Below are 19141 nucleotides of genomic sequence, written 5' to 3' on the forward strand. Positions count from 1 at the left end.
ATTTCTAAACGGTTAAATTTAAGGCATTCCATCATATTTAAAAATATGACGGAAAATTCGCGTTTTCTGATTTTTTAGCCAAAGAACATAAGTAATTCCCCCTTAATTCAACACAAAATTTATTAATTTATTCTTAGTCAGGATTATTATAACATAATTTTTTCCTAGACCAAGCATTTTTTTTTTTTTGCAGAATATTAAATAAAATCGGCATAAGACAAAAAAGCTATAAATTCATAAAACAAAATTTATTTACAGTTTTTTTAGATATATTAATTTATTAGTTTATAATTCTAAGCGTAACATTAATTTTTTTTAAAGGAAAATAATAAAGAATGATACCAACCTATAAAACTAAAAAATTTATTGATGAAATTAAATTTTTTAATAAAAAAGTTCTTTTACGTGTTGATTTTAATGTTCCAATTCTTGAAGGGAAAATTACTTCAACAAAAAGAATTACCGCGAGTTTAAAAACCATTGAGAAAATTGTTACTGATGGTGGTAAACTTATAATTTTATCACACCTTGGTAGGGTTAAAACCCCTGAAGATTTGAAAAAAAAGTCACTACGAATTGTTGCCGAAGAATTAGCTAAAATTTCACAAAAAGAAGTCAAATTTGTTGCTCAAAACCGAGGCAAAGAAGTTGAAGAAGCAATTGATCAACTTGAAAACGGACAAATTTTAGTGCTTGAAAACACAAGATTCCAAGATCTTGAAAACAAAGCTGAATCAAAAAATAATCCAGAACTTGGAAAATACTGAGCTTCATTAGGTGATGTTTTTATAAATGACGCCTTTGGAACACTTCACCGTGCTCATGCATCTAATGTCGGAATTGCAACTCACATCAAAGAGTCAGCAATTGGTTATCTTGTAAAAGAAGAACTTGATGCACTATCAAAAATTGTTTTTGAACCAGAAAAACCTTTTTATGCAATTATTGGTGGGGCAAAAATTTCTGACAAAATCGGGATAATTTCAACTCTACTTGAAAAAGCTGACAAAGTTTTAATTGGTGGAGGAATGGGCTATACATTCAAAAAAGCCCTTGGATACAAAATTGGAAAGTCAATTGTTGAAGAAGACAAAATTGATTTAGCCCTAAGTTTAATTAAAAAGTACACTGATAAATTAATTTTACCGCTTGATGCTGCTTTGTCTGAAACATTTGAAGATGTAGCCCCAGTTTATAACGAAAAAAATCCACTTGAAATTCCAGATCACCTTGAAGGTTTAGATATTGGTCCAATGACTATAAAATTATTTGAATCACATTTAAAAGATGCAAAAACTATTTTGTGAAATGGGACTCTTGGTGTTGCTGAGTTTTCTAATTTTGCCACCGGAACTCGTGAAATTGCGAAAGTAATCTCAAAACTTGAAAATTGCTACAGCGTAATTGGTGGTGGTGATTCAGTTGCCGCAATCGAAGCTGAAAAATTAGGTGATGCTTTTAGTCATGTTTCAACTGGTGGTGGTGCTTCAATTAGTTTTATTGAAAAAGGCGATCTAATCGGCCTAGGCCCAATTCAGGAAAAAGCCTAAGAATTTATAGTATTTTTTTAATTTTCTCACTTAACAAGTCCTGTTTTTTAAGTCAAAAAAACAGGACTTGTTCATTTTTTATTTTATAAGTAAAGTAGATTAATTTTTATGAAAAGTGTTTTCTTTGACGAAAAAATTGTTGAATCTCTAACTAAAACTGAAAAAATTATTATTAAATTGGCAGAGGAAAATCCACAATTTTTCTATCAGTCCAATCTAAAATCATTAGCAAATAAAACCCAATCTTCAATAACGCTCATTTCAAATTTAGCAAAAAAATTAAGCTTTTCGAGCTTTAAAGAAATGCAGTTTCATGTTTATTATTTATTCCTTAATTCAGAACAAATTTCAAATAAAGTTAAAAATCAGCAAAAAACAGATAAAAACAAGCTAATTATCGAACAACTTTATAAATATTATCATAATTCATTAGTTCAAACATTAGAGCTTGTTGATCTTGAAAAAATACAGGATTTTGCCCGTAAAATTATCGAGAGCAAAAAAATTTTTATCTATGGGGCTGGTTCTTCTTCAATTGGGGCCAGCGAACTAGCGATTAATTTGCAAAAATTAGGACTAAATTCAGTTAGTTTTCGTGATTTTCATAATTTTTTATTAGTTAGTGTTCAATCTCAAGCCTTAAAAATTTTGTTTTCAAAATCTTGTAAAACAAAGGAAATTAATTTTGTTATTAAAAAGTTTATTGAAAATAACGACAATTTTATTGTAATAACAGCAAAAAAACAAATCGATATTCCCAAAAAAAATTTAATTTTTTACCAAACACTCGAGCAAAAAAACCGTTTTATTTCGATCTCATCGAAAATTAACCAACAATTTATTTCTGATGTTATTTTTTTCAGTGTTGCTAATTTAATTTCTGAGCAATACGAAGAAAATTACAAGAAAAACCTTGAAATTCTTAAAGAATGAAACGAGTAGTTGAAAAACATTCATAAAAAACTTCAAATTTGCAAAAATTTTTTTATTTTTCTTTTATTTTTAACTAAATAATGGATTATTTAAGTATATAAAATTAAAAGAAAGGAAGGTTTTTATGAGTATTTTTTCTAAAGATTTTATTTTTTTAGACCAAGATCTTAATTCAAAAGAAGAAGTTTTTGAATTTATTGCTCAAAAAGCAGTCAATCTTGGAATTGGAACTGAAAAAAATAAAATCTTTGACGATCTTTTGGCTCGTGAAAATGAAATCTCTACTGGACTTGAGTCAAATTTTGCAATCCCTCATGCTCAAAGTAGCGCTATTGAAAAACCGGCCCTGCTGTTTTTAAGTCTAAAATCTGGGCTTGATTGGCAAAATTTTGATGATTCTAAGGCAAAATTTATTTTTTGCATTTTGTTGCCAAAGTCTGGTTTTGAACAAAATCAAGTTGAAATTTTGGCAAAAGTTGCACGAATTATTCTTAATCCCGAAATTAAAGAAATAATTTTATCCAAAGATGAAAATGTTATTTTTAATAGCATTTCAAAGTTTATTTTTGAAAAAGATCAAGTGGAAAATCACGAGACAAATTCCCAAAAAATTCCCATAAATGCAAAAAAAGTTGTTGGAATCACATCTTGTACCGTTGGAATTGCTCACACTTATTTAGCAGCTGAAAAATTAGAAATGGGACTAAAACAAAATGGCTATATCCCTAAAATTGAAACTCGAGGGTCAGTTGGTCCTAAAAATGTTTTAACAAAAGAAGATATTGAAGAGGCCGAATTTGTCATAGTTGCCAGTGATCTTGAAATTGACAGCTCAATTTTTGACCAAAAAAAGGTCTATTTTACAAGCACTAAAGCCGCAATCCATGAAACTGAAGATGTAATCCAAAAAGCAAAAAAAGCACCAATTTTACATAACAAACAAAAAAAACAAACCCAAAATCAGGAAAATCGAACTAGCATTGTTAAACATATTATTACCGGAATTTCATACATGATTCCTTATGTTGTCTTTGGTGGAATTATGATCGCCCTTTCGCTAGGAATTGGAAAAGCCATTTATGGAAATGCTGAGGCAGCGCCAAAAGGTGATTTTCTCTGATGAATGCTCGAAATTGGGGTAATTGCCTTTAAATTAATGATCGGTGTTTTAGGTGGCTACATTGCCTACTCAATTGCCGGACGGGCCGCTCTTGCACCAGGATTTATTGTTGCAACTGTCGGTAATACGAACGATTTATTCTATGGTATTGGCGGAATTTCTGTTCAAACACCGATGGGATTTATTGGTGCGGTAATTTTTGGAATTCTTGTTGGTTACAGTGTTAAATTTATTAACTCCCTAAAAATTCAAAAATCTTTAAGCGCAATTTTACCAATTTTTGTAATTCCAATTGGAGTCAGTCTATTTTGATCATTAGTCGTAATTTTCTTAATTGGTGCTCCTATTGGTTGAGTGCTTGACAAATTAATCGCTGGATTAAAGCATGTTTTTGAAAACAAAGACGGAATTGGCCTTGGTGTTGCCTTTCTTCTAGGTCTTTTACTTGGTGGAATGGCAGGATTTGACATGGGTGGTCCAGTAAATAAGGTTGCTTTTTTAACCTCAACAGCGCTAGTTTCAACTCAAGTTTATGAACCAATGGGAATGATGGCAGCTGCAATACCGGTTGCGCCAATTGGAATGGGAATTACAACCTTAATTTGACGGAGAAAATTTACAAAAGAAGAAAAATCACTCGGACTTTCAGCAATAATAATGGGATTTATTGGAATTTCTGAAGGTGCTATTCCTTTTGCAATCGCTGATCCAAAACGGGTAATTAGTGCTAATGTTATCGGTTCAGCAGTTGCTGGTGGACTTGCTGGACTTCTTGCTGTTACAAATCAAGCCGGACATGGCGGACCAATTGTTGCAATTCTTGGTGCTGTTGGTTCAATAAAACACGGAATTGGCCTTGGAATTGCCTTTTTCTTCTTGTCAGTTATTGTCGGAAGTTTTACTACTGCACTAATTTATGGGCTTTGAAAGGATCGTAACTTTAATATTTTTAGCAATTTAGCACGAAAAAATCACAAAAAAGGAGCTAAATAATGAAAATTAAGAAAATAGATAATAAAAAACTCTTTTATATTGTGATTTTTTTGGCCTTAGCTGTCCTTATTTTTGGAATTATCCTTATTAGTTTAAATATTACCGCACACCAAGAATTTATTAACGCAACAATTGCAAAAAAAGAAGCACTACCAAGTCAAGGTTTTGTTTATGGCGTATTTTTACTAGTTATGGGAATTTTAGGACTTATTTTATCAGCATTTATCGGAAATGATGTTTTTAACAAAAAATTAGGTCAGTCTAACTAAATGAAAGATTATTTTGTTTTTGTTGAACCATACCAAAAAAATACTTTATGAGCGGGGCAAAATTTACAAAATCAGTTAAAATCTAGCCAAAAAATTGGCGAACTCTGACTAATTTCAGCACAAAAACACGGTATTTCGCGTGTTAGTGGGCAAAATTTAGACGAATTTTTTGCCCAAAACCGCAAATTTTTTGGCTTTTATCCACATAAAACTTACCCAAATCTTCATAAAATTATTGATGCTGGTCAAAAACTGAGTCTCCAAGTTCATCCTGATAATAAATTAGCAAAAAAATTGAATTCTTTTGGCAAAGATGAGGCTTGACTTGTGCTAAACAAAGGCGATGATCCTTTTATAATTGGTGCAAAATCAAATGATTTTGCTGAGAAAATTACAGAAATTAACAACGAAAATATCGACAAACACTGTAATTTTTGTAATCTTGAAAAAAATGATTTCGCCTATATTAGCGCCGGACTTATTCATTCTATTCCACAAGGCGCCCTTGTTTATGAAATTCAGCAAAATTCAGACTTAACTTTTCGAATTTTTGACTTTGACCGACTTGACACTAACGGACAAAAAAGAGAACTTCATTTTGAACTTGCAAAGGTAGCAATAAATCCAAAATTAAGTCCAAAAATTATTCATGACAACAAAAAAAGTCAACAATCACTAGTTAAAAATAAATTTTTTAACCTTGAAAAAGTAAAAATTAACCAAAAATTTTTACTTTTTCCCCAAAATGATGTTTTTTGGTACGAAATTATTATAATTTCTGGTCATGGAAAAATTAATGATGCTCCTTTTAAGCCATTTGATGCCATATTAATATCAGGACAAATTGAAAAACCAATTGAATTCCAAGCAGAAAATGCACTAATTTTAATAAACAAAATAATTTAATTTTTTCTTGTTTTACCCGAGTTTGCCAGTTTGTTGAGATAATCTTAAAAAGTGTCCATTTTTTGGGCACTTTTTTAACTTTTTTAGTAAAAGTTAATTACCTATTTTAAAACACTGGCAAAAATCAATTTATGGATAAAACAGCAAAAACCATCAAAAAATACAACTACTATTTAAACTCAATGCAAATAGAAAACTCGTTTTTATTTGCAGCGAGCCTAAAAAAACATATGAAGTTTTGAAAGAACAATAACTAAAAACCTTAAATTTGGTGATTTCTAAACGGTTAAATTTAAGGCATACCATCATATTTAAAAATATAATGGAAAAATTCGCATTTTCTGATTTTTTTATGGCAAAAACATAATTAATTCCCCCTTAATTCAATATCAAAATTTATTAATTATTCTTAAGTGAAGTTTATTATAACATAATTTTATTTTATGCCAAGCATTTTTTTTTTTTTTGCAGAATGGTAATTTTAAAATAATAAAGATTAAGATTGTAGTGTCAAAAAACACTGATTTTAAACTAGGACAAAGAAAAGTAACACTAAGGTGTTGGCTTTTTTTGTCCGATTTTAGGAGAAAGCTAGCACTCAAAGTGTTAGCTTTTTTAAATTTTCAAATGCAACAAAAAGGAGAATACTAATGTCAAGACACTTTAAAAAAGACGAGTTTGATATGATTTATAAAATTTACAATGAATTTGGATTAAAAAAAACAATAAATTATATTAATGATATTTCGCCAGATACAAATTTTATAACCAGAGATCAACTAGTTCGAAGAATCAAAAAAATTATTAGATATTATAATAATGGTATGCAAGACCAATTATTAGATAAAAAGGGTGCAAGAAGAAAGCCAGGGAGTGGCAAACCTAAAAAACAAATTGAACCCGATTGAAACGAATTTACAAAACAAGAATTAATAGAAATAGCTAAGAGATATTACGAAACCAACAAAGATAAATCAAAATCAGGAAAACTTAGTGAAGCCAAAACACTAAATATTCCCTACAGCAAATCTGCAAAAATTTTTAATGTATGCAGACAATCAGTGGCAAAATCTAAAACTAGAGTTATAAAAGTAAAGGAGCACAAAAATGACGCAATAATTAAAAAATCCTTTCTTGACAACAAAGGTAGATATGGTCGCCTAAGGTTGAGTGCTTATATTTCTATGAAATATAATATTGACATTCACCCTCGAACTCTTGGAAGACATTTAAAAAGATTGAATTTAGTATGCAAAATTAGAAAACGAAGAAGAAAGAGCGAAATTAAGAACACCAAATTCGCACTTCCGGATATTGTTAAACGCGACTACAATGATAAATTAAATAGAAATATTTTTGCTACTGATGTTACATATATAAAAGCTCCCAGAGATGTTAAGGAAAACCATGTATTTTTGTCTGTGATAATTGAGCATAAAACTAAAAAAATCAGAGATTTTAAATTATCACTAAGCAATGATCTTAATTTAGTTATGGATAATATAAAGACATTCAGGACTATAGATAAAGATTTTGTTATTCATTCAGACCATGGATTTCAATACACTTCAAAAGTCTATATTGACAAAATAAATAAAATGGGAGGAACTGTTTCGTTGTCTCGCATAGGAAATTCTTTGGATAATAGGGAGGCTGAATATTGATTTTCAATTATAAAAAGTGAATGCTTAAACGAGTTAAACTACAGTAAAATAACTTTTGAAGATCTGAAAAAAATAATTGCAGATTATATATTTTGATACAACAATTATAGAATTCAATCGATTTTAAATTGAAAAACACCACAGCAATATGCTATGATGTTATAATAATATTAAACTGTTAATTTTCTTTGCCCTAGTTTATTTACCGGTATTTTTTCATATTTACATTCACTAAAAAGTGAATTTTTGCCATCAAACTGTCAAACTCAGAATTTAATTTTCCTTATTTTTTGCAAAAATAAAAACCGCTAAATGCGGCTTTTATCTTTAAAAACTTTGAAATTTTACTCAATTGCTTGAAAAGTATCTCTACTATTTTCAACATGTTCTGGTTTAAAAACAATTTTTTCTGAACCATCATCTTTTCAGAAAATAAATGTGTAAAATTTACCTTTTTCTAGTTTTTGATCTTGCTCATCTCAGTTAAAAACTAACGGAAATTCAATATTATCACCTTCAATTGCGGTTGTACGAGCCACCTTAACTTTCAAAGGATCAACTAAAGTATTGTCATTTAATGATTTTACCTCACTAGCATAGGCACTTCATTTTCCTGTAACTCCTTTTACCGGTGAGTGATGCAATTGGAAACGGAAAACACCTTGACTATTTAGCCTATTTTCACTTCTTGCAGCTGGAAATAATAAGGTTCGAGTTTTGACATTATCTTTTTTTGGAATATTAAATGGAGCAGAATGAAAGTCGATTGTTTGATTGGTTTTTCTAGTTGTTGTTTTTTCTTTTTGAGTGTCCATTTTTACTGGTTTAGTTTTGTCTTCTTGGCTAGATTGGGAACCTTTTTTAGTTTCAGGAGCTGTTTGGTTATTGTGTTGGCATGATAAGACAATAAAAACTGGCAGCACAGAAGCTATTGGAAGAAGCCTTAATTTTGCAATTTTTTTTATATTTTTGAACATTTTTTTCCTTTCTTGGTCTGTTTTTTATTTTTTTGCTTTGAAAAACAAAGAATTTAAATAAAGCAATAAGATTTTACAGACGCCTTAATTTAAATTTGAAATTACAATATTATACTATTAATTTTTAAATTATTAATGCAAAAGTGCAAAAAAATTTTATATTTTTGGATTTTGAAAATTTACATGGTATATTTATTGTAAAATCAAAGGAAAAAGTGCAATAATTACTAATAAATTACTAGAAAAAATTGATAAAAATGGTAAAATCAAAACAATAGATAAAAAAACTAGCTGACTGAATTTTTCACTAATTTAGCCACTTTTTAGCTATTTTTATTGGAAAATAACTAAAAAGTGGATTAAAAAAGAGTATTTTATAATAATTCCTTTTAAAATTGAACCAAGGAGTAAAAATGAAAATAATAAATGATTATTTTAAGTTTGAAGACTATAAAAACAAGGCAAAAGAGGAATTTCGGCCTAAATTAGACGAAATTATCAAGAAAAAACATTCAACTACTCTTGAAAAACTTGCTGGAATACAAGGTGTGGCAAAAACACTTAATATTGTCTCGTCAATTTCATTCGTTTTAACTGTGATTGCTATGTTTGTTGCTCTCAGTTACGAGCTAGGAATTGGTGGTATCATTTTAGCAGTTATCCCCGGAATAGTTGCAATTGCTTCTACTTTTTATTTAGGAGTCAAAAAAAGGGAAATTAGGAAAATCACCGATGAAGTTTCAAAAGATGTCCTAGATAGTTTTCAGCCAGAAGTTGCTTACAAAGCTGCCTATTCAATTTTAGATAAAGGAATGGATTATTTAGGTTTTAATCACCAAGCTAGCAACATTCTAATTTCAAAAAATGAAATTAGCAGATTTACTCCTGTTGAAATAATTGGCTCATCAAAGGCTTGAATTAGTGAACTTAGGCCTCTGAAAGAATTATTGATTGATGAAAAATTCCATGTTAGTTTTACAAATGTCCGCTGACAATGAAAAGAATGAAGAAACAAAGAAACTGTGATAAGGGAAAGTTTTACTGGAATTTTAAAGATTGATACTTCAATTTTAGGTGAAAAGGCATTTGATTTTAAACTTCTAAAACCAAGGGGCTGATTTTCTCAAAATGACAAAATCAAACTTGAAAACGAAGAATTTAACGAGGTTTTTAATCCAGAATCCAGTGACAGATTTAAAATCAGAAAAATGTATACACCGCTTGCAATGGAACTTTCGCTAAAAAGATATTTTGACCGTGAAGGTGTTAAGGTTAGGGATGTTACCATTGAATCTTCAGGAAATGCGATCTATTTTACTTACAGATGTGACTGAAATTTTATGTACGTTGATTTTCCAACACACATAAAAACGGCGGACGACTTTATTAATCACATTTTCAAAGATTTTTTGCTTGACATTTACAGTTTGTATTATCTTTTGTGTCTTATTTACGTTACTTTGTATTTGGATTAGTTAAAAATATGATGTTTTTGAAAAAAAATATGGTATAATTTGTAATTTAATTAATATTTAAAGGAAAAAAATGTCAAATTTATACAACCCTAAAAATGCTGGAAATATCGAAGGATTTGAACCTCGAATTGATAATGACTCCAAAAAACCGACTGTTTCAACGGCGGCTAAAGTTGCATTTTGAACTTTAGGGACTCTATTTTTATTTATTGGTCCGATTTATTACATTTCGCAAAAAAATAATTTTATGCGTCAACAGAATTTAATCAATGAATCAGCAGGTACAATCGAGGTTCAACTTGAGCAACGTAGTGCAACTTTATTGAAATTAGCTGACCAAGTTCGTTCCTATCGTGAATATGAAAAATCAATTTTAAGCGATATTACAAGATTACGAAGTTTAAAATCAAACATAGAAAATGCCCAAGAAATTGAAAATTTAAACAATTCATTATTTGGTAGACTAATTGCAGTAAGTGAAAATTACCCAGAATTGCAAGCATCAAAAATTTATCAAGAATTAATTGAGCAAACTTCCTATTTAGAAAGAGAATTGGCGGCTGCAAGACGACTTTATAATAGCAATGTTAATTCTTTTAACACCGAAATTTTTGTTTTTCCTTCTTCAATTGTTGCATCTTCGATGAATTTAACAACCTACCCAATGTTTAGCACAAGCAACCAAAATCGTCAAGATGTATCATTCAAAGATTTTTAATTTCTTATTAAAAATTAAACACGTAAAAAAGCATCCTAAAAACAGACATAATTTCTCAATAAATTTACAATTCAAACAATATAAAATTTAAAAAACACACTTTTAGACAAATAATGTCCTTTTAAATCTAAGAAATATTTGCTTAAATTAATTCTTTAGATTTTTTTGAGATTATTTGTCTTATTTTTTTATATTAATTTTAATTAGATTAGTTCACTAATTTTGGTTAGCCAAACTAATAATAAACTACATTTTAAAAGTCTAAAAAAACTCCCGAGTTTCCCAGTTTCATAAGGTAATTTTAAAAAAGTATCCGGTTTTAGGGACTTTTTTAAGTTTTTTGGTAAAAGTTGGTTACAATTTTATTAGTGATTTATTAAGATATCAAAGTAAAAATCATATCTATTTCAAATGTTTGGATCGCTAGGGACACCATCGTGTTTTTTAAATATAATTTGCTGATCTAAAGTGTTAAATTCAACCCTTTGTCTTAATTTTTGCAACATCGATACTAAACCAACTTAGTTAATTTTCCCGAGTTTCCCAGTTTCATAAGGTAATTTTAAAAAAGTATCCGGTTTTAGGGACTTTTTTAAGTTTTTTGGTAAAAGTTGGTTACAATTTTATTAGTGATTTATTAAGATATCAAAGTAAAAATCATATCTATTTCAAATGTTTGGATCGCTAGGGACACCATCGTGTTTTTTAAATATAATTTGCTGATCTAAAGTGTTAAATTCAACCCTTTGTCTTAATTTTTGCAACATCGATACTAAACCAACTTAGTTAATTTTTGTTTTTTCATAATTTATAATTATACCATAAAATTACTTAAAATGCTACCAAATGCTACTTATAAAATTAAGGTTTTACATTAAAAAAACACCGATTTACGGGTGTTTCTTCATATTTATATTCACTAAAAAGTGAATTTTTGTCTTAAAACTGGGAAACTCGGGTTGTCTTAATTTTTGCAACATCGATACTAAACCAACTTAGTTAATTTTTGTTTTTTCATAATTTATAATTATACCATAAAATTACTTAAAATGCTACCAAATGCTACTTATAAAATTAAGGTTTTACATTAAAAAAACACCGATTTACGGGTGTTTCTTCATATTTATATTCACTAAAAAGTGAATTTTTGTCTTAAAACTGGGAAACTCGGGAATAAACTACATTTTAAAAGTCTAAAAAAACTTTGACTTTATAAATAAAAAACAAAAAAACCTTGTAATTTATAGCGTTTTTTAGTTATTTTAATTGGAAAACAACTAAAAAAGTGGAAAAAAAAGAGTATTTTATAATAATCCCTTTTAAAATTGACCAAGGAGTAAAAATGAAAATAATAAGTGATTATTTTAAATTTGAGGACTACAAAAACAAGGCAAAAGAGGAATTTCTTCCCAAATTAGATGAAATTGTCAAGAAAAGAAATTCAAGCTCACTTCAAAAAATTGCTGTATTACAAAAAGATTCAAAAAAACTTATCATTATTTTTTCAATTTCATTATTTTTAACTTTTATTATTGTTCTTAGTATTTCCTTGGCCGAAGTTGCATATATTACCTTAATTTTTGCAATTATTCCGGGAATAATTGCTTTTTTCTCTGCTTTTTACTTTTGAATGAAAAAGAAGGAAATTTGGTCAATCACAAATGAAATTTCAAAAGACGCCATAGTTAATTTTAGACCAGAAGATGCTTATAAAACTGCCTTTTCAATTTTAGATAAAGGAATGGATTATTTAGGTTTTTATGACCAACTAAACAACAATTTTCTAATTTCAGGAAATGAAGTTAGAAATTTTACTCCTGCAGGAACTATTGGCTCAGCAGATGCTTGAATTAGCGAAGTTAGACCTGTCAAACAATTATTAATTGATAAAAAATTCCATGTTGCCTTTACAAATATCCACTGAGAATGAGAAGAAGAAATAGAAGACGAAGATGGAAAAGTTAAAACTGTGATAAGGCATAGTTATACTGGATTTTTAAAAATTGATACTTCAATTTTGGGCGAAAAAGCATTTAATTTTAAACTTTTAAAAGCAGGCGGCTGACCTTTTCAAAGAGACAAAGTCAAACTTGAAAACCAATTATTTAACAAAGTTTTTAGACCAGTATCAAATGATCAATTGAAAATCAGAAAAATGTATACACCGCTTGCAATGGAACTTTCGCTAAAAAGATATTTTGACCGTAATGGTGTTAAAGTTTCCGATATTTCCATTCAATCCTTTCAAAATGCGATCTATTTTACTTACAGCTGCAACTGAAATTTTATGTATTTTAATTTTCCTAGGTCAATAAAAAGCCCTGATCATTTTATTAATCGAATTTTCAACGATTTTTTGACTGACACTTACAGTTTGTATTATCTTTTGTCTCTTATTTACGCTACTTTGTATTTAGATTAGTTAAAAACATAATATTTTCAAAAAACCCTGTAATTTATAGCACTTTTTAGCTATTTTTATTGAAAAATAACTAAAAAGTTGGAAAAAAAGAGTATTTTTATAATAATTCCTTTTAAAATTGAATCAAGGAGTAAAAATGAAAATAATAAGTGATTATTTTAAATTTGAAGACTATAAAAACAAGGCAAAAGAGGAATTTCGGCCTAAATTAGACGAAATTATCAAGAAAAAACATTTAAAGACTCTTGAAAAACTTGCTGGAATACAAAGAGTGGCAAAAAAACTTGATATTGTCTCGTTAATTTCATACATTTTAACTTCGGCTGGTATTTATGTTGCTATCAAATACAAGCTAGTGATTGGTGGCATCATTTTTGCAGTTATTTCCGGAATAATTGCAATTGCTTCTACTTTTTACTTAGTAATCAAAAAAAGAGAAATTAGGAAAATCACCAATGAAGTTTCAAAAGATGTCATAGATAATTTTAGACCAGAAGATGCTTACAAAACTGCCTTTTCAATTTTAGATAAAGGAATGGATTATTTAGGTTTTAATGACCAACCTAGCAACAACATTCTAATTTCAAAAAATGAAATTAGCAATCTTACTCCTGTTCAAATCATTGGCTCATCAAAGGCTTGAATTAGTGAAGTTAGACCTCTGAAAGAATTATTGATTGATGAAAAATTCCATGTTAGTTTTACAAATGTCCACTGACAATGAGAAGAAAGAAGAAAAAAAGAAACTATAACAAAGCAAAGTTTTACTGGAATTTTAAAAATTGATACTTCAATTTTAGGTGAAAAGGCATTTGATTTTAAGCTTTTAAAACCAAGTGGCTGACTTTCTCAAAAAGACAAAATCAAACTTGAAAACGAAGAATTTAACAAGGTTTTTAATCCACACTCCAGTGACAGATTGAAAATCCGAAAAATGTATACACCGCTTGCAATGGAACTTTCACTAAAAAGATATTCTGACCGTGATGGCGTTAAAGTTTTGAATGTTACCATTGAGTCTTCAGGAAATGCGATCTATTTTACATACAAATGCGACTGAAATTTTATGTATGTTGATTTTCCAACATCAATAAAAACCCCTGATGACTTTATTAATCACATTTTCAACGATTTTTTGCTTGACACTTACAGTTTGTATTATCTTTTGTGTCTTATTTACGTTACTTTGTATTTGGAGTAGTTAAAAACATAATATTTTAAAAAAGCTTGTAATTTATAGCATTTTTCAACTTTTTTAATTGATTTTTAATTTAAAATATCATTAAAAATCAATTAAAAATACTAAACAGATAAAATTTTTTCCGTTTTGTAGTTAGGTTTATATTCAACCAAATTTTTTAAAAAAATACCTTAAAAAGCATATAAATTGCTAAACTTGTTTTTATAGTGTTTGTCCCGAGTTTCCCAGTTTGATGAGATAATCTTAAAAAAGTGTCCGGTTTTACGGCGTTTTTAACTTAAAAACCAAAATATGAAATATTTAAACTACCTTTTTTAGTTAAAACACTGACAAAAATCATAAAAAACACAACTACTATTTAAACTCAATGCAAATAGAAAACTCATTTTATTTAAATTGAGCCTAAAAAAACATATGAAGTTTTGAAAGAACAATAACCAAAAGCCCTAAATTTAAAGATTTCTAAACGGATAAATTTAAGGCATTCCATCATATTTAAAATATAATGGATAATTCGCATTTTTTGATTTTTTACACAAAAAACATAACTAATTCCCCTTAATTCTAAAATCCATATTTATTAATTATTCTTAAGTGATAGTTATTATAACATAATTTTATTTTAGACCAAACATTTTTTTTTTTTTTTGCAAAGGGTTAATTTTAGAATAATAAAAATTAAGAGTTTAAGTCAAAAAACACAGATTTACCGGTATTTTTCGTATTTGTATTTACTAAAAAGTGAATTTTTGCCATTAAACTGTAAAACTCAGGAACACACTCAAAAAAGCATATAAATTACTAAACTTGTTTTTATAGTATTTTTTGCTGTTTTAAATTTTAATATACTTTATATTTTTAAATTTAATCGCTTTTTAAAATGCAATTTTATGGTATAATAGCTATTATTTCAAGTTTAGGAGGCGGTAAGATGATTAATGTTAATGAATTTCGACCTGGAATCACCTTTGAATTTGAAGGTGAAATTTTTGTCGTAATTTCAGCACAACATTCAAAACAAGGTCGCGGACAAGCAAACGTAAAAGCAAAAGTTAAAAATCTTCGCTCAGGAGCAACCACTATCAAAACATTTTCAGGTGGTGAAAGAGTTCAAAAAGCTCGAATTGACAAAATTACAATGGTATTTCTTTATAATGAAGGTCAAAATAGTGTTTTAATGGATGATTCAACTTATGAGCAAATTAGTATTGATAATGAAAAAATAGCCTGAGAACTCAATTTTTTATCTGAAGGTGTTAAGGTAAAATTGCGTAAATTTAATGATGAAATTTTAGATATTGAACTTCCGCCAAAAATTGAATTAAAAGTTGCCTCAACATTTGATGCCGTAAAAGGTAATACAACAACAAATCCAACAAAAAGAGCAACATTAGAAACTGGTTTTGAAATTGATGTTCCTTTATTTATTAAAGAAGACGAAATTATAGTAGTCTCAACTGAAGAAGGAAAATACGTTTCAAGAGGAGGACAATAAAATGAATAACGACACTAAAATAACTAATGCAGCAGAATTGGAATCAAAAGAAAAAGTTGATAAATTCAAAAAAAAGTTTAAACATCTTGAAGAGTTAAGTGTAAATTCTCTAAGAATTCACAGTAACGAAGCAATAAACAAGGCAAATTCTGGTCACCCTGGTGTTGCAATTAGTGCTTCAAAAATGATTTATGCTCTTTTTCGTGATCATATAAATTTTGACATCAGTGATCCACATTGAATTAATCGCGACCGTTTTGTTTTGTCTGCAGGTCATGCATCTTCGCTTTATTATTCACTTTTATATAGTTTAGGTTTATTAAAAAAAGAAGATCTTGAGAATTTTCGGCAAAAAAATTCAAAAACACCTGGACATCCAGAATACGGTCACACTGTTGGAATTGAAGCGACAACTGGCCCACTCGGTCAAGGAATTACAATGGCCGTCGGAATTGCCCTTGCTCAGTCACATTTAAATGCAAAATTCAAAGAAATTAACCACTACACTTATGTAATTTGCGGGGATGGTGATCTTCAGGAGGGAATTTCCTATGAGTCACTTTCACTAGCAGGACATTTAAAACTTAAAAATTTCATTGTTTTGTATGACTCAAATGATATTCAACTTGACTCACCAGTAAGCGTTGTTTTTAGCGAAAATATGAAACAACGAATTGAATCTCAAGGTTTATTTTACCAATTGGTGCCAAAAGATGATGTAAAATTAATCTCCAGGGCGATTTCTAAGGCAAAAGCTTCCCGAAGACCAAGTTTTATTGAAATCAAAACTGTTATTGGTCAAGGTTCATCTAAACAAAACACTACCGAAGTTCACGGTGCTCCACTAGGAGGCGACATTGTTAATTTAAAGAGAAATCTTGAATGAAAACACGAAGAAGATTTTTATCTTGACCCAGAAATTAGCAAACATTGGCAAAAAACACTTGTAAAAAGAACTCAAGCTAAAAAAGAAGCTTTTAAAATTTCACCAGAACTTGAAGAATTTTTACAAAAAGGGCAAAATATTAATTTGGAAATTGATTTAGACCTTCCTAAAAACCAGGCAACCCGGGCAACTTCGTCTTTAATTCTTGATTATATTTCCAAAAAAGTTCCTTATTGAATCGGTGGGTCAGCTGATTTATCAGTTTCAACAAAAGCAAAAGGTTCAGATGGTTATTTTAGTGACCAAAATTATCAAGGTCGAAACTTAATGTTTGGTGTTCGCGAATTTGCAATGAGTGCAATTGCAAACGGAATTGCGCTTCATTCAGTTTTACGTCCTTTTGTTTCAACATTTTTTGTCTTTGCTGACTATTTAAAGCCTGCTTTAAGACTCTCATCATTAATGAAATTGCCAGTAACTTACATTTTTACTCACGACTCCTTAATGGTTGGCGAAGATGGACCGACTCACCAGCCAATTGAACAACTTGCAATGCTTAGATCAGTTCCTAATTTTGCTGTCTATCGTCCTGGTGATGAAAATGAACTAAAAGGAGCTTACGAACTTGCTCTTGAAAGCAAAGATAAACCTTGTGCAATAATTTTAACTCGCCAAAATATCAAATCATTTGCTGAATCAAAAGATAATTTCAAACTTGGAGCCTACTTAGCTCAAAAAACTAAATCCAAATGAGCAATTATTGCCACCGGTAGTGAGTTAGGACTAGCAAAAGAAGTCACTCAAGAATTAGACCTCAATTTAATTTCTTTATCAAATTGACAAAACACACCAATTTGAGATCCAAATTTTGCAATTTCACTTGAATTAGCTTCTACTTTTGGTTGAAAAGCACATGCAAAATATAATTTTGGTCATGATACCTTTGGAATGTCGGCTCCTGCAGAAGACATTCTTGATGAAATTGGCTTTCGAAGCAAAGATCTTGTTGAAAAAATTAAAAAAATTATTGCCTAATTTTTTTAATTAGCATATTAATATCTGACACATTCAAAAAGGTGTGTCAAAATTAAACAATACAAATTCACAGTTGAGAATAAATTTAAATACATCAAAATTACTGATTTAAAGGGTTAAAAATTCCAATTTTGCATTTTGCAGTGGATTTTAGACAAATTTAAACATATATATGATAATAATTTAATAAGAAAATCAAAGTAGACGGTAAAAAGTTTACAAGTAACATTGATTTGATCAGCCTTTTTAATATAATTATAATATAATTTTATTTAATTACAAATTTAAGGAGGCTTTAAATGCTTAAATTATCCAAATTTAAAATTATCCTTGGAATAACAACCTTTACAACAGTTGCTACTTTACCTTTTTTAATATTAAGTATTAATGAAAAAACTGTTGAAAATCATAAAAATATATCTGACATAACTTTCTCTAAAGTATTAAAATCCCAATCTCTGGAAGTAATTTCGGCTTTAAGACAAAAAAATGCCGAGTCCTTTTCTTCTACTAACGAAAATACTGAAGCACAGATTAAGGATTTTTCAAAATTTGAAAAAGATTTTCAAGATTTTATCGATGAAGTTTCACAAAACCCGAATTTAAACTTGGAAAAACTTGCTAAAGAAAAATTACTAAAAAAAGGTGTTACCGCCGATAATATTGAAAAAATATTCGCTTCAAAAAATTCAAAAAATTCAAAAAATGATAAGATTCAAAATCAAGATTTACTTGTTAAGCCTCAATCCTTTTCTTCTAAGAGTTCTCCTAATTTAAAAATGAAAGAATTTGCGGATAAACTTTTGCATGAACACATTCTTACTGCCACGCTTGCTGCTGTAAATTACGGTCTTGCAGTGGCTTATGGAGTTATTTGAATGTGGGGATCAGCATTTGCTAGCACTATTGCAGGCGGGATCTTAACATGGCTTTCAGTTGAATACAAAAACGCTTATAATTCTCTTGTGTATGACAAAAATTGAAATGCTATTAAAGGAATATATTTACCTGACCTTCTTTCCAGAGTATCGTCGTATGTTGGTCTTGGATTAACGGGGCGAGAAATATGGAAACAAATGGGTAGATTAAGAAAAGTGCAAGTAGCAGCAACTGCTGCCCTAAAACCGGTAAGATGGGTAAACCCCAAAATTGTAATTGTATTAGCTACAATAGATCTTTTCCAAACAATTATTTCCTTAGGTTAATTAATAAAATGAACTTTTGGTCAAGAGCTGAAAAATTTTTAAATCTTAAAATACCAAAAAAATTTTCAATAATCCCGATTTTGTCTAATCTTGTGTATTTTTGACTTTTTTATTATTTAGTTTATCGGTTAAACCCTAACAAGAAAAGAAGACATTATTTTTTTCTTGTTTTACTTTACTTAATAAGCTACCCCTTTCCTTTTTTTGTACTTGTTTCTGTACTGAGTTTAAGTCATAATGGTGACTTTTTAAGAGTTTTTTATTTGAAAATTTTTAACAAGTATTTTTTAAT

Annotated in this window: 16 protein-coding genes; 13 read left to right on the forward strand and 3 right to left on the reverse strand. The window is 29.0% G+C overall.

Going from position 1 to position 19141, the window contains the following annotated elements; all coding sequences use genetic code 4:
* Window positions 1–335 precede the first annotated feature (335 nt).
* The 6 genes from V3249_RS02785 to V3249_RS02810 all read left to right on the forward strand — a co-directional run bounded on the left by V3249_RS02785 (window position 336) and on the right by V3249_RS02810 (window position 7600).
* A complete protein-coding gene (locus V3249_RS02785; protein WP_044286161.1) occupies window positions 336–1550 on the forward strand; it encodes a phosphoglycerate kinase in 1215 nt (404 codons plus the stop codon).
* Between the two features lie 108 nt (window positions 1551–1658).
* Window positions 1659–2492, forward strand: coding sequence for a MurR/RpiR family transcriptional regulator (locus tag V3249_RS02790; protein WP_333503577.1), 834 nt, complete (start codon window positions 1659–1661; stop codon window positions 2490–2492).
* A 115-nt stretch (window positions 2493–2607) separates the two neighbouring features.
* The gene (locus tag V3249_RS02795) at window positions 2608–4596 is read left to right on the forward strand and encodes a fructose-specific PTS transporter subunit EIIC (protein WP_337895539.1); all 1989 of its coding nucleotides are present in this window, start codon (window positions 2608–2610) and stop codon (window positions 4594–4596) included.
* A complete protein-coding gene (locus V3249_RS02800) occupies window positions 4596–4865 on the forward strand; it encodes a hypothetical protein (protein WP_258824917.1) in 270 nt (89 codons plus the stop codon). The genes V3249_RS02795 and V3249_RS02800 overlap by 1 nt, the downstream gene beginning before the upstream one ends.
* Entirely contained in the window at window positions 4866–5771 is a 906-nt protein-coding gene (locus tag V3249_RS02805; protein ID WP_303536559.1) for a type I phosphomannose isomerase catalytic subunit, read from the forward strand.
* Window positions 5772–6421: 650 nt separating this feature from the next.
* Window positions 6422–7600: an IS3 family transposase gene (locus V3249_RS02810; protein WP_341517469.1), complete on the forward strand. Its 1179-nt coding sequence runs from the start codon at window positions 6422–6424 to the stop codon at window positions 7598–7600.
* A gap of 179 nt (window positions 7601–7779) precedes the next feature.
* Here V3249_RS02810 and V3249_RS02815 read toward each other — a convergent pair whose 3' ends face one another.
* Window positions 7780–8412 (reverse strand): hypothetical protein, encoded by a 633-nt coding sequence (locus tag V3249_RS02815; RefSeq protein WP_069099524.1) that lies wholly within the window; start codon window positions 8410–8412, stop codon window positions 7780–7782.
* 413 nt (window positions 8413–8825) lie between these two features.
* On the opposite strand from V3249_RS02815, the gene V3249_RS02820 reads away from it, so the two are divergent.
* Complete coding sequence (locus tag V3249_RS02820; RefSeq protein WP_341517470.1) at window positions 8826–9887, forward strand: DUF3137 domain-containing protein; 1062 nt, start codon at window positions 8826–8828, stop codon at window positions 9885–9887.
* 70 nt (window positions 9888–9957) lie between these two features.
* Entirely contained in the window at window positions 9958–10605 is a 648-nt protein-coding gene (locus V3249_RS02825; RefSeq protein ID WP_044283922.1) for a LemA family protein, read from the forward strand.
* A gap of 365 nt (window positions 10606–10970) precedes the next feature.
* On the opposite strand, the gene V3249_RS02830 is transcribed toward V3249_RS02825, so the two are convergent.
* Both V3249_RS02830 and V3249_RS02835 read right to left on the reverse strand, forming a co-directional pair.
* Window positions 10971–11111 carry a hypothetical protein gene (locus V3249_RS02830; protein ID WP_252263094.1) on the reverse strand — a complete coding sequence of 47 codons (141 nt, stop codon included), beginning with the start codon at window positions 11109–11111 and terminating at the stop codon, window positions 10971–10973.
* Between the two features lie 120 nt (window positions 11112–11231).
* On the reverse strand, window positions 11232–11372 hold the full coding sequence (locus tag V3249_RS02835; RefSeq protein ID WP_252263094.1) for a hypothetical protein: 141 nt from the start codon (window positions 11370–11372) through the stop codon (window positions 11232–11234).
* A gap of 575 nt (window positions 11373–11947) precedes the next feature.
* Here V3249_RS02835 and V3249_RS02840 point away from each other — a divergent pair.
* From V3249_RS02840 to V3249_RS02860, 5 genes are all read left to right on the forward strand, one after another.
* Window positions 11948–13027 carry a DUF3137 domain-containing protein gene (locus V3249_RS02840; protein WP_341517471.1) on the forward strand — a complete coding sequence of 360 codons (1080 nt, stop codon included), beginning with the start codon at window positions 11948–11950 and terminating at the stop codon, window positions 13025–13027.
* Window positions 13028–13163: 136 nt separating this feature from the next.
* Window positions 13164–14228, forward strand: coding sequence for a DUF3137 domain-containing protein (locus tag V3249_RS02845; RefSeq protein ID WP_341517472.1), 1065 nt, complete (start codon window positions 13164–13166; stop codon window positions 14226–14228).
* Window positions 14229–15159: 931 nt separating this feature from the next.
* Window positions 15160–15723: an elongation factor P gene (efp, locus tag V3249_RS02850; protein ID WP_044283931.1), complete on the forward strand. Its 564-nt coding sequence runs from the start codon at window positions 15160–15162 to the stop codon at window positions 15721–15723.
* Window position 15724: 1 nt separating this feature from the next.
* Window positions 15725–17644: a transketolase gene (locus V3249_RS02855; RefSeq protein ID WP_341517473.1), complete on the forward strand. Its 1920-nt coding sequence runs from the start codon at window positions 15725–15727 to the stop codon at window positions 17642–17644.
* Window positions 17645–17943: 299 nt separating this feature from the next.
* Complete coding sequence (locus V3249_RS02860) at window positions 17944–18849, forward strand: hypothetical protein (RefSeq protein ID WP_303571779.1); 906 nt, start codon at window positions 17944–17946, stop codon at window positions 18847–18849.
* The last annotated feature ends 292 nt before the right edge of the window (window positions 18850–19141 follow it).

Source organism: Mesomycoplasma ovipneumoniae (assembly GCF_038095995.1).
GTDB classification, from domain to species: Bacteria; Bacillota_I; Bacilli_A; order Mycoplasmatales; family Metamycoplasmataceae; genus Mesomycoplasma; species Mesomycoplasma ovipneumoniae_F.